Consider the following 11,988-nt stretch of genomic DNA (forward strand, 5'->3'; position numbering starts at 1 on the left):
GGCCCCGCCCTCGCCCGGGTGACCGGGCGGGGGGCGGGGCCCTCTCGTACAGTTGCCGCGAGAACCGCGGCTACTCCTGGCTGCTTCAGCCCGCGAGGATCGCGCGCGCCAGCTTGGCCGTCTCGGTCGGCGTCTTGCCGACCTTGACGCCGGCGGCCTCGAGGGCCTCCTTCTTCGCCTGGGCGGTGCCGGAGGAGCCGGAGACGATGGCGCCGGCGTGGCCCATGGTCTTGCCCTCGGGCGCGGTGAAGCCCGCGACGTAGCCGACGACCGGCTTGGTGACGTTGGCCTTGATGAAGTCGGCCGCACGCTCCTCGGCGTCGCCGCCGATCTCGCCGATCATGACGATCAGGTCGGTGTCGGGGTCCGCCTCGAACGCCGCGAGGGCGTCGATGTGCGTGGTGCCGATGACCGGGTCGCCACCGATGCCGACGGCGGACGAGAAGCCGATGTCACGGAGCTCGTACATCATCTGGTACGTCAGCGTGCCGGACTTCGAGACCAGGCCGATGCGGCCCGGCTTCGTGATGTCGCCCGGGATGATGCCGGCGTTGGACTGGCCCGGGGTGATGAGACCGGGGCAGTTCGGGCCGATGATGCGGGTCTTGTTGCCCTTGGCCTGCGCGTACGCCCAGAAGGCGGCGGAGTCGTGGACCGCGATGCCCTCGGTGATGACGACGGCCAGCGGGATCTCGGCGTCGATCGCCTCGACCACAGCGGCCTTCGCGAACGCCGGCGGGACGAAGAGGACCGAGACGTTGGCGCCGGTCTCCTTCATCGCCTCGGCGACGGAGCCGAAGACCGGGACCTCGGTGCCGTCGAAGTCGACGGTCGTGCCGGCCTTGCGCGGGTTCACGCCACCGACGATGTTGGTGCCGTCACCCAGCATGAGCTTGGTGTGCTTCATGCCCGTGGCACCGGTCATGCCCTGGACGATGACCTTGCTGTCCTTGGTCAGGAAGATAGCCATGGTGTTCTGACCTCGTCCCTTACTTCGCAGCCGCGAGCTCGGCGGCCTTGTCGGCCGCGCCGTCCATGGTGTCCACGCGCTGCACGAGCGGGTGGTTCGCGTCCGACAGGATCTTGCGACCCAGCTCCGCGTTGTTGCCGTCGAGGCGCACGACCAGCGGCTTGGTGACCTCTTCGCCCTTGGAGGCGAGGAGCTCGAGGGCCTGGACGATGCCGTTGGCGACCTCGTCACAGGCGGTGATGCCACCGAAGACGTTGACGAACACGGACTTGACGTCCGGGTCGCCCAGGATGATCTCCAGGCCGTTCGCCATGACCTCGGCGGAGGCGCCGCCACCGATGTCGAGGAAGTTGGCCGGCTTCACGCCGCCGTGGTTCTCACCGGCGTACGCGACGACGTCCAGGGTCGACATGACCAGACCGGCACCGTTACCGATGATGCCGACCTCGCCCTCGAGCTTGACGTAGTTGAGGTTCTTGGCCTTGGCGGCAGCCTCGAGCGGGTTGGCTGCGGCCTTGTCCTCGAGCGCCTCGTGGTCGGGCTGACGGAAGTCGGCGTTCTCGTCGAGAGACACCTTGCCGTCCAGGGCCAGGATGCGGCCGTCCTTGGTCTTCACCAGCGGGTTGACCTCGACGAGGAGCGCGTCCTCGGCGACGAAGGTCTTCCACAGGGTGACCAGGGCCTCGGCGACGCCCTCGGCCACGTCGGCCGGGAACTTCGCCAGGGCCACGATCTCGCGGGCCTTCTCGATGCTCACGCCGTCGACGGCGTTGACCGGGACCTTCGCGAGGGCCTCGGGGGTCTTCTCCGCGACCTCCTCGATGTCCATGCCGCCCTGCACCGACGCCATCGCGAGGAAGGTGCGGTTGGTGCGGTCGAGGAGGTACGAGACGTAGTACTCCGCCTCGATCTCCGGGGACAGCTCGGCGATCATCACCTTGTGGACCGTGTGGCCCTTGATGTCCATCCCGAGGATGTCCGTCGCGCGGGCGACGGCCTCGTCCGCGTCGGCGGCCAGCTTGACGCCGCCGGCCTTGCCGCGGCCACCGACCTTCACCTGGGCCTTGACGACGGACTTGCCGCCGAGGCGCTCGGTCGCGGCGCGCGCGGCCTCAGGCGTGTCGATGACTTCACCGGCCAGCACCGGTACTCCGTGCTTGGCGAAGAGATCCCTCGCCTGGTACTCGAACAGGTCCACGCGCGTCCGTCCCTTTTCTGATGATCGCGGTTCGTTGTCTGCGTGGGCGTGCCGCGAAGGGCAACGTGACTGCACTGTCACAAGGGAGGCGCACACGGTGACCGTGGACGCGGCATGTCCGTCTCGCAGGTTATCGCCGAGGGACGTGGGTCCCTAAATCGCAGATCACAACGGAGCGGTGATACGGGTCACAGACTGTAGGGGCCACGGGGTCGCGCGTAGGGGGTGCGCGGAGGCGGTGGGCGGCGTGCGCGGCAGGCGGGGCTTGGCCTCCTGCCCCCTCACGACGCGCCGGGAACACGGGTGAGGGCCGTTCCGGAGCGGGTGTGATATGGGACTCAGTGAGGCCCGGGACACCCGTGCGAGTGGTCCCGCGACGACGGATTCCGTACCCGGCGGCGCGGCCGGACGGGACGGCCCGGCGGGTCGCGTCGGGCCGGTCAGGCCGTGGGTATCGGCAGCGGGCGCTTCTCCAGGGCGGCGGCCATGATCTCCGGGAACAGGTCGGGCGTGCACGCGAAGGCGGGGGCGCCGAGCGCGGCGAGCGCCGCCGCGTGGTCGCGGTCGTACGCCGGGGCGCCCTCGTCGGAGAGGGCGAGCAGGGCGACGAACTGGACGCCGGATGCCTTCATCGCCGCGACCCGCTTCAGCATCTCGTCACGGATGCCGCCCTCGTACAGATCGCTGATGAGGACGACGACGGTGTCGGCGGGGCGGGTGATCTTCGACTGGCAGTGGGCGAGGGCGCGGTTGATGTCGGTGCCGCCGCCGAGCTGGGTGCCGAAGAGGACGTCGACCGGGTCGTCGATCCGGTCGGTCAGGTCCACGACGGCGGTGTCGAAGACGACGAGCCGGGTGGCGATCGAGCGCATCGAGGCGAGTACGGCGCCGAAGACGGAGGCGTAGACGACGGAGGCGGCCATGGAGCCGGACTGGTCGATGCAGAGCACGACCTCCTTCCGTACCGCCTGCGAGGCACGCCCGTGGCCGATCAGCCGCTCGGGGACGACCGTGCGGTGCTCGGGCAGGTAGTTCTTGAGGTTGGCGCGGATCGTCCGGTCCCAGTCGATGTCCCGGTGGCGGGGGCGGCTGATCCGGGCGGACCGGTCGAGGGCGCCGGTGAGGGTCGCCCGGGTGCGGGTGGCGAGGCGCTTCTCCAGGTCATCGACGACCTTGCGCACCACGGCCCGCGCGGTCTCCCTCGTCGTCTCGGGCATCGCCTTGTGGAGGGAGAGCAGGGTGCCGACGAGGTGGACGTCCGCCTCGACGGCCTCCAGCATCTCCGGCTCCAGGAGCAGGGTGGCGAGGCCGAGGCGGTCGATCGCGTCGCGCTGCATGACCTGGACGACGGAGCTGGGGAAGTACGTGCGGATGTCGCCGAGCCAGCGGGCGACGGACGGCGCGGAGGCCCCGAGTCCGGCCGAGCGGTCCCGTCCGGTGCGGTCGCCTCCCTGGTTCCCGCGGCCGTAGAGCGCGGTGAGGGCTCCGTCCATGGCGGCGTCGGTGCCGGTGAGCGCGCGGCCGGTGCCGTCGGCCTCCCCTCCGCCGAGGACGAGCCGCCAGCGGCGCAGCCGCTCGTCGTCCGCCGCCGCCCCCGCGCGCACGTCGGTGGCCGGGCCGGTGGTCACGGCGTCGGTGGCCGGGCCGGTGGTCGTGCCGCTGCTCATACGAGGGCCTCCGTGCCGAGGACGAGGTGGAGAAGGGGCAGGACGGCGTCCGCCCGGTCCCGGTCGGGGGTGGGCGCGAAGCCGGGGACGCCGGGGGTGGTGTGCCCGGGGCCGCCGGCCTTCCGGCCGCGGGCGACCAGTTCGCCGAGGGTGCGGCGGACGCCCTGCTCGTATCCGGAGAAGGTGCGCCGCAGCAGCGGCAGGACATCGGTGAACGCCTCCGCCGGGACGCCCGTCAGCCAGTCGTCGACCAGCCCGAGGAGCCGCTCGTCGTGGACCAGGAGGAGTCCGCCGCCCGAGGCCCCGCCGACGAAGCCGTCGATCCAGGCGGCGGCGTCCGGCGGCGGGGTGCCGGGCGAGAGGGCGCGGCTCATGAGGAGGGCGGCCTCGTCCTCCGCGAGCCGGCCCTCGTCCAGGAGGAGCCGGGCGGCGCGGCCCCTGAGGATGCCCGGGATCCGGTCGCGGCCGGCGAGCCGGCGCAGGACGCCGGCCCAGCGCTCGGCCAGTCCGTCCGCTCCCGGGAGCAGTCCGAGGGCCTGGTGCACCTCGTCGATCCGCTCGCGCATGGCGGCGGCCGCGTCGGTGTCGAGGCCCGTGCAGGCGGGCGGCAGACCGACGCAGATCCGCTCGGCGAGGCCGGCGGCGACCTCGGCGAGGGACGCCGTCCCGGTGCCCCGGACGTCGCCGTAGCGCAGGGAGCGGGCCAGGGCGGGGAGGGCCTGGGCGAGACGGGCGACGTCGGTGTCGAGCGCGGCCCGGTCGGCGAGCGCCCGCATGACGACGGGAAGCGCGTCGGCGAGCCCGGCGAGCAGGCACTGCTCCGCGAGGGCGGTGATGTCGGCGAGGGACTGCGCCCCCAGGGCCCGGGAACGGGCGCGGGCGGTGGCGGCGGCCTCGACGGTGGTGCCCCAGACGCCGGCCTCGGCGACCTGGACGTGGAGCTCGGGCTCCCAGCGCAGCCGCCAGGTCTCCCGGAAGGTGCCGGTGCCGGAGCGGCCGGTGGCCGGTTCGCCCCAGCCGACGCCGAGGAGCCGCAGCCGGTGCAGCAGTCGGCTGCGCTCCCCGTCCATGTCCTTGCGGAGGTCGAGATCGAGGTCGCGCTCGGTGGCCTCGGGCTTGAGGCGCAGGGTGCGCTGACGGCGGGCCAGATCGCGCTGGAGGGGGACGGCGGGGGCGCCGGCCGGGACCTCGCCGAGGACGTCGCCGACGACGAGGCGGTCCCGGACGAGGTCGAGCGGCACGTCGGAGCCCTCGCAGAGCACGGCGCGGACGGCGTCGGTCGTCTCGTCGAGGCCGGGGAGCGGGCGGCCGCGCAGGGCGGCGAGGGTCTCGGCGAGCCGGACGGCCTCGATGACATGGGCGGAGGAGACGAGGTGGTCCTCGGCTCTGAGGAGTCCGGCGACCTTGGTCATCCACCGCTCGACGGGCCGGTCGGGCGCGGCGAACAGATGCGCGTACCAGCCGGGCGCCTCGATCCCGGCGCCGTACCCCGAGCGGCGGGCGAGCCTGCGGTGGGTCCAGGGGACCCAGGTCATCTCGGTCTTCACCTTGGGCAGCCCCTTGAGCAGGGCCCGGTCGGCGGCGACGGTGGTCTTCCGGGTGAGGGCGGGGACGTGCCAGGCACCGCAGACGACGGCGACGGCGTCGCCGAACTCCTTGCGCGCGGCGCGCAGCCGGATCCGCATGTGGGCCTCGCGGACGAGGTCACGGGGATGCCCGCCGTGGCTGTACGCCTCGCGGAGCGCGCCCATCGCCTCGGCGAGGGCCTCGAAGGGGGCGGTGGGGTCCTCGTCGCCGCGCAGTTCGACGACGTCCTCCCACCAGCGCTCGGCGTCCTCGTACCCGGCGACCCGGGCGAGTTCGGCGACCGGGTCGATCCGCAGGCCGCTGCCGGAGACCTCTTCCTCACCGTCGTCCCAGGTGGGGTCGGCGGCGGCCAGGCTGTGCGCGGCGGGCAGGTCGATGAACCGGACGGCGGCGCCCCGGTCGAGGGCCCAGCGGATCGCGACCCACTCGGGCGAGAACGCGGCCATCGGCCAGAACGAGGCCCGCCCCGGGTCGTCCACGGCGTGGGCGAGCAGGGCGACCGGCGGCCGCATGTCGGGATCCCCGGCGAGCGCGACGAGCGCGTCGGCCTCGGCGGGGCCTTCGACGAGCACGACGGCGGGCTTCGCGGCCTCCAGCGCGGCGCGCACTCCGCGCGCGGACCCGGGCCCGTGGTGCCGCACCCCGAGCACGAGCGGCCCGGCCGTGGCCGGGGACGTCATCCGCTCACCTCGCGGCAGGCGCGGTAGAAGTCCTTCCAGCCGTCTCTCTCCCTGACCACCGTCTCCAGGTACTCCTGCCAGACGACCCGGTCGGCCGCCGGGTCGCGGACGACCGCGCCGAGGATGCCCGCCGCGATGTCCGCCGGGCGCAGGACTCCGTCGCCGAAGTGGGCGGCGAGCGCGAGACCGCCGGTGACGACGGAGATGGCCTCGGCCGTGGAGAGCGTCCCCGAGGGGGACTTGACCCGCGTCCGGCCGTCGGTGGTGACGCCGTCGCGCAGTTCGCGGAAGACGGTGACGACCCGGCGGATCTCGTCGACGCCGTCCGGGAGGGACGGCAGGGCGAGGGAGCGTCCGAGCTGCTCGACGCGGCGGGCGACGATGTCGACCTCGGCCTCGGGGGTCGCGGGCAGCGGCAGGACCACCGTGTTGAAGCGGCGGCGCAGCGCGCTGGAGAGTTCGTTGACGCCCCGGTCCCGGTCGTTGGCCGTGGCGATGAGGTTGAAGCCGGGGACGGCCTGCACCTCCTGGCCCAGTTCGGGGAGGGGAAGGGTCTTCTCGGACAGGATCGTGATGAGCGTGTCCTGCACGTCGGCGGGGATACGGGTGAGTTCCTCGACGCGCGCGGTCATGCCCTGCGCCATCGCCCGCATCACGGGGCTCGGCACGAGGGCGTCCCTGCTGGGGCCGTGGGCGAGCAGCCGGGCGTAGTTCCAGCCGTACCGCACGGCCTCCTCGGGGGTGCCGGCGGTGCCCTGGACGAGGAGGGTCGAGTCGCCGCTGACGGCGGCGGCGAGGTGCTCGGAGACCCAGGTCTTGGCGGTGCCGGGAACACCGAGCAGGAGCAGCGCCCGGTCAGTGGCGAGGGTGGTGACGGCGACCTCGACGATGCGGCGCGGGCCCACGTACTTGGGTGTGATCACCGTCCCGTCGGGGAGGGTGCCGCCGAGGAGATAGGTGGCGACGGCCCACGGCGAGAGGCGCCAGCGGGCGGGTCGGGGCCGGTCGTCGGCGGCGGCGAGCGCGGCGAGTTCGTCGGCGAAGGCGTGCTCGGCGTGCGGCCGCAGGACCTCGGTCACGGTCTGCGGCCGCCCCGGTCCGGTGTCCGTCTCGACACCGGAACGGGGCTGCGCGATGGTTTCGGGCACGGGCATGGATCCCCCTCCAGATCGTTCGATCTGCTGTGGGATCCACCGTGCACCATGCCACTGACAATCGGATGTCGCCGCTGGTCAGGGGCCGTTGGAGAGGTGAGGGGGAGTCAGCCCGCGAGGGCCGGCCCGGACTGCGGTCCGGGCAGCGCACCAGGCAGCGGACCGGACTGCGGTCCTGACTGCGGACCGGGCAGCGGACCGGACGGCGACCGCGTGGGTCAGCCGACGACCGGGGAGACGGCGACGCAGCCGCCGGCCATGGCCTGCTCGGCCTTGGCCTCCTTGATGACCTTGCCCTGGTAGACGACCTTGCAGGTGAGGTCGGCGGGGGTGAGCGAGACCGGCATGACCGCCGGCGGCATGATGCCCTTGAGCTTCACGGTCTTCTTCCACGGGGTGGCCGGCTTCTTCTCCGACTCGACCTTCGGCGCCATCGCGGTGCCGTCGCCCGCGTGGTAGTCGATGGACTCGATGCCCGTGCCGGTGACCTCGTACGTGACCTCGTAGGTCTCGGTCACGGACTTGTCGACCTGGTCGACGGCCTTCTCGGCGGCCTCGGAGCAGGCGCCGAGACCGAGGGCGAGGCCGGCGACGGCGAGGGCCGAGACGGCGGTGCGGGCGGTGCGCTTCATTCGGGTTCCCCCTGGGCGGTTCGTGCGAGTCGGTTGATCTCGCAAGGAGAATGGTAAAGGAAGGGTAAAGCGCCCTCTCCTCTCCCCCTCCCCCGAGCCCGTCCTCCCGGGCCCGGGGCGTTGTCAGTGGCGGCCTCTACCGTCGAGGACATGAATGCCATGGGGGTGCGCTGGACGGCTGAGCAGGTGCTGGCACTGGCTCCTGACGAGGCCTCGCGCAGAGCGGGAAGCAAGCTCGGCACGGCAGGACCGTGGTCGGGCAGGGGCAGCGGCGGGGGCGCGGTCTGGGGTCTGTGCAAGGGCAGCGGCCGCGTGCCGTACCGGACGGTGGTCGACACGACGGGGCCCGCGTACCTGTGCGAGTGCCCCAGCCGCAAGTTCCCGTGCAAGCACGCGCTCGGCCTGCTGCTGCTCCAGGCCTCGGACGGGACGGAGAGCGAGGAGACCGCCGCGCCCGACTGGGCCGGGCGGTGGCTCGCGGCGCGCCGCGCACGGGCCGGGAGCCCGGCCCGGGGAACCGAGGGCGGCGCCGCCGCCGGCCCGGCGGATCCCGAGGCGGCGCGCCGCAGGGCCGAGCGCAGGGCCGCCCGGATCACCTCGGGCGCGGAGGAGTTGGAGCAGCGGCTCGCCGACCTGCTGCGCGGCGGCCTGGCGGCGGCCGAGCAGCGGGGGTACGGACTGTGGGAGGAGACGGCCGCCCGGATGGTCGACGCGCAGGCCCCGGGACTCGCGGGCCGCGTCAGGGAGTTGGGGGCGATACCGGGCTCGGGGCCCGGCTGGCCGGTGCGGCTCCTGGAGGAGTGCGCGCTGACCCACCTCCTCGACCGCGCCTGGCTCACCGCCGACCGGCTGCCCGCGCCGTTCGCGACGACCGTACGGACCCGGGTCGGCCTCCCCGCCCCGGTCGACGGGCTCCCGGTGCGCGACCACTGGCTCGTGCTCGCGCAGCACGACGCGGCCGACGCCCGGCTGACCACCCGGCGCATCTGGCTGCACGGCACGGCGAGCGGGCGCACGGCGCTCCTGCTGTCCTTCGGCGCGGCGGGGAGGGCGCCTCGACTGGCGCTCCCCGTGGGCGCGGTGCTCGACGGCGAGCTGACCCCGCACGCGGGCTCCGGTCAACTGCGCGCGGAGCCCGGCGAGGAGTTCGTCCTGGTCGAGGGCCCCGCCGCCCCGCCGCCGGGCGGACCGGTGGGCGCGGCCCTCGACGCGTACGGCCGCGCGCTGTGCGAGGACCCGTGGCTGGAGTCCTGGCCCGTGACGCTGAGCGGGGTCGTCCCCGCGCGCGCGGAGTACGGCTGGCAGCTCGCCGACGCGGACGGCCGCGAGGCGCTGCCGCTGACCCCCGCGGCCCAGTCCCGTCCCGGGCTCTGGCGCCTGGTCGCGCTGTCCGGCGGGGCCCCGGTGACGGTCTTCGGGGAGTGCGGGCACCGGGGGTTCACCCCGCTCGCCGCCTGGTCCCCGGAGAACCCGGGAGAAACGGTCCCTCTCATATGACCCCCGCCCACGGAACACCGTCCGACCGAAGGACCCCGATGGAGACGGACACGACGATCCCGACGCCCGGCGCTCCTCCCACGGAGGACGGCACCCGTGACCACGGCGCCCGTGACCACGGCGCCGGGGAGTACGAAGGCACGGAGGACGGCGGCTGGGAGGAACTCGTCACCTCGGCCCTGCTCGGCACCGACCGCCGGGTGCCCGCCCGGCTCGGGGCCCTGCCGGGACGTGACCTGCCGGGCGCACTGCTCGACGCCGCCGCGCTGCACACCGTGCGGCGCAGGGCGGGACTCCGCCCCGGGCCCGCCGTGCCACCGCCGGAGCCCGCGCCCGAGGACCACCGCCGGCCACTGCCGGGGGCCGCGCGGCGGCGGCTCGACCAGCTGCTCGCCGGCCGCGCCGCGCCCTCGCCCGCAGGGCGGCGCGGGGCCGCGCCCGACCTGGCCGAACTCCTCCCGCAGTGGCTCGCCCTGGCCAACGAGCGAGGGTTCAAGGCACCGGCCGCCACCTTGCCCTCCCTCCTCGACGCGGCCCGGGCCCGCACCGATCTGCGGCCCCAGGCCCTTCTGCTGGCCGGGCCGCGCGGCCTGTGGCTGGCCCGGCTGAACCCCGAGTGGCGGTTCGCCCTGCGCGGTGCGGGCGCCGGCACCTCGCTCCCGGACCCCGGGGACCGGGAGGGGGTGCGCGCCCTGTGGGACGAGGGCCTGTTCGCCGAGCGGGTCGCCCTGCTCTGCGCCGTACGGACGGAGGAGCCGTCGGCCGGGCTCGCTCTTCTCGCGTCCACCTGGCCGGCCGAACGGGCGGAGGACCGGCTGATGTTCCTGGACTCGCTGCGGACCGGACTGTCCGGCGCGGACGAGGAGTTCCTGGAGGAGGCCCTCGGCGACCGCAGCCGCAATGTCCGCGCGACCGCCGCCGAACTCCTCTCCGCCCTGCCGGCCTCGGCGCTCGCGGGCCGGATGGCGGGCCGCGCGGTCACCTGCGTCGGTCTCGACCGGACCGCGGAGTCGCCCACGATCACCGTGGAGGCCCCGCACGAGTGCGACTCGGCCATGCAGCGGGACGGCCTCGCGGCGACACCGCCCGCCGGCCGGGGCGAGCGGTCCTGGTGGCTGGGTCAGCTCGTCGAGGCCGCGCCGCTGTCCTGCTGGCCGCCGAGGTTCGGCGGGCGCGGACCGGAGGAGATCGTGGCGCTGCCGGTCGCCGACGACTGGCAGGCCGAGCTGCACGCGGCCTGGTGTCGGGCAGCCGTACGGCAGCGGGACGCGGACTGGTCCCGGGCGCTGCTCGGCTCCCCGGCGACCCCGCCCGCGACGGGCCCCGGCACGTCGTCGCTGGCCGAGCGGGCCCAGCTCCTCTCGACGCTTCCGCCGGAGGAACGGGCGCGCTGGGTCGGGGCGTTCATCGCGGCCCACGGCCTGTCGGAGGCGTTCCAACTGCTCGGTGTCTGCGAGGTGCCGTGGGCGGAGCCGCTCGGCGGGGCGGTGATCGACGCTCTCGACATCGCACGGGAGGCGGGCAGTTACCCGTGGAGCTTCAGCGGGGTGATGGGGCTCGCGGAGCGCTGCCTCGCCCCGGAGGCGGCCCGGCAGCTGGAGTCCCTGACGGCCCGGCCCGAGGAGGCGGAGGACATCTCCCCCGGCGCGGGCGGCTACTGGTCCGAGGCGTTCCAGCGCCTGGTCTCCACGCTGCGGCTGCGCGAGGCGATGAGAACCGAACTCACGGAACCGGCACGGTAGACCTCACGGAACCGGCACGGCAGACCTCACGGACCGGGCCGGTGGAACTCGGCGCCCCGACACACCCGAGGCCCCCGACACACCCGAGCGCCCCTGCGCCCCCGATGCCCCGGCACGCCGAAGGGCCCTCCCGCACGGAAGGGCCCTTCGCAACCCGAGGCGCGTATCACCGAAACGGACTACAGGGATTACACGGATTACACGGATTAAGCGGATTACGCGGCCACGCGGACGTTCGCGTTCACCCAGTCGACGATGGACGCGGTCGTCGCGCCCGGCGTGAAGATCTCCGCCACGCCCTTCTCCTTCAGCGGCGCGATGTCCCCGTCGGGGATGATGCCGCCGCCGAAGACCTTGATGTCCTCGGCGTCACGGTCCTTGAGGAGCTCCAGGACCTTCACGAACAGCGTGTTGTGCGCGCCCGAGAGGATCGAGAGGCCGATCGCGTCGGCGTCCTCCTGGATCGCGGTGTCGACGATCTGCTCGGGCGTCTGGTGGAGGCCGGTGTAGATGACCTCCATACCGGCGTCGCGGAGTGCCCGCGCGATCACCTTGGCCCCGCGATCGTGGCCGTCGAGACCCGGCTTGGCAACCACCACGCGGATCGGACCGGTCACACCCATCACTGCCTCCACATGCGACCCCCGCGCGTCTTTGCCGGGGAGGTGAACGAACGTTATCCCCAGCATCCCGCACCCGGCTGTTTCGCGGCGGCGAGCGAGGGGGAAATCACACGTGGGACATGTTCGCTCTGCGTCGTACCCCGCTTTCGGGCCCTCCTCCTGGGCCCACCAGCCGCAAGCGGGGCACGGTCGCGAAGGGAGCCGCGACGAGGTCGCCGCGCCTCCGTGCCGCCGTCCG

The 11,988-nt window shown here is 73.9% G+C and carries 9 protein-coding genes; 2 read left to right on the top strand and 7 right to left on the bottom strand.

What is annotated here, in order from left to right:
- Positions 1-85 precede the first annotated feature (85 nt).
- From sucD to ACFQ79_RS38290, 6 genes are all read right to left on the bottom strand, one after another.
- Entirely contained in the window at positions 86-970 is an 885-nt protein-coding gene (gene sucD / locus ACFQ79_RS38265) for a succinate--CoA ligase subunit alpha (RefSeq protein ID WP_015035673.1), read from the bottom strand.
- 19 nt (positions 971-989) lie between these two features.
- Positions 990-2,168: an ADP-forming succinate--CoA ligase subunit beta gene (gene sucC / locus ACFQ79_RS38270; protein WP_383592405.1), complete on the bottom strand. Its 1,179-nt coding sequence runs from the start codon at positions 2,166-2,168 to the stop codon at positions 990-992.
- 440 nt (positions 2,169-2,608) lie between these two features.
- A complete protein-coding gene (locus ACFQ79_RS38275) occupies positions 2,609-3,835 on the bottom strand; it encodes a VWA domain-containing protein (RefSeq protein WP_383592407.1) in 1,227 nt (408 codons plus the stop codon).
- Positions 3,832-6,102 carry a DUF5682 family protein gene (locus tag ACFQ79_RS38280; RefSeq protein ID WP_383592410.1) on the bottom strand — a complete coding sequence of 757 codons (2,271 nt, stop codon included), beginning with the start codon at positions 6,100-6,102 and terminating at the stop codon, positions 3,832-3,834. The genes ACFQ79_RS38275 and ACFQ79_RS38280 overlap by 4 nt, the downstream gene beginning before the upstream one ends.
- Entirely contained in the window at positions 6,099-7,256 is a 1,158-nt protein-coding gene (locus ACFQ79_RS38285; RefSeq protein ID WP_383592412.1) for an AAA family ATPase, read from the bottom strand. Before ACFQ79_RS38285 ends, ACFQ79_RS38280 begins: the two co-directional genes overlap by 4 nt.
- A 218-nt stretch (positions 7,257-7,474) precedes the next feature.
- Positions 7,475-7,888, bottom strand: a complete 414-nt coding sequence (locus ACFQ79_RS38290; RefSeq protein WP_266968490.1) for a hypothetical protein — start codon at positions 7,886-7,888, stop codon at positions 7,475-7,477.
- A gap of 150 nt (positions 7,889-8,038) precedes the next feature.
- Here ACFQ79_RS38290 and ACFQ79_RS38295 point away from each other — a divergent pair, with 150 nt between their 5' ends.
- Both ACFQ79_RS38295 and ACFQ79_RS38300 read left to right on the top strand, forming a co-directional pair.
- Positions 8,039-9,385, top strand: coding sequence for an SWIM zinc finger family protein (locus tag ACFQ79_RS38295; RefSeq protein WP_383592415.1), 1,347 nt, complete (start codon positions 8,039-8,041; stop codon positions 9,383-9,385).
- A gap of 38 nt (positions 9,386-9,423) precedes the next feature.
- The gene (locus ACFQ79_RS38300; RefSeq protein ID WP_383592418.1) at positions 9,424-11,127 is read left to right on the top strand and encodes a DUF5691 domain-containing protein; all 1,704 of its coding nucleotides are present in this window, start codon (positions 9,424-9,426) and stop codon (positions 11,125-11,127) included.
- 215 nt (positions 11,128-11,342) lie between these two features.
- Here ACFQ79_RS38300 and ACFQ79_RS38305 read toward each other — a convergent pair whose 3' ends face one another.
- The gene (locus ACFQ79_RS38305; protein ID WP_073910412.1) at positions 11,343-11,750 is read right to left on the bottom strand and encodes a cobalamin B12-binding domain-containing protein; all 408 of its coding nucleotides are present in this window, start codon (positions 11,748-11,750) and stop codon (positions 11,343-11,345) included.
- Positions 11,751-11,988 lie beyond the last annotated feature (238 nt).

This window comes from Streptomyces sp. NPDC056480 (assembly GCF_042795405.1).
Taxonomy (GTDB): Bacteria; Actinomycetota; Actinomycetes; order Streptomycetales; family Streptomycetaceae; genus Streptomyces.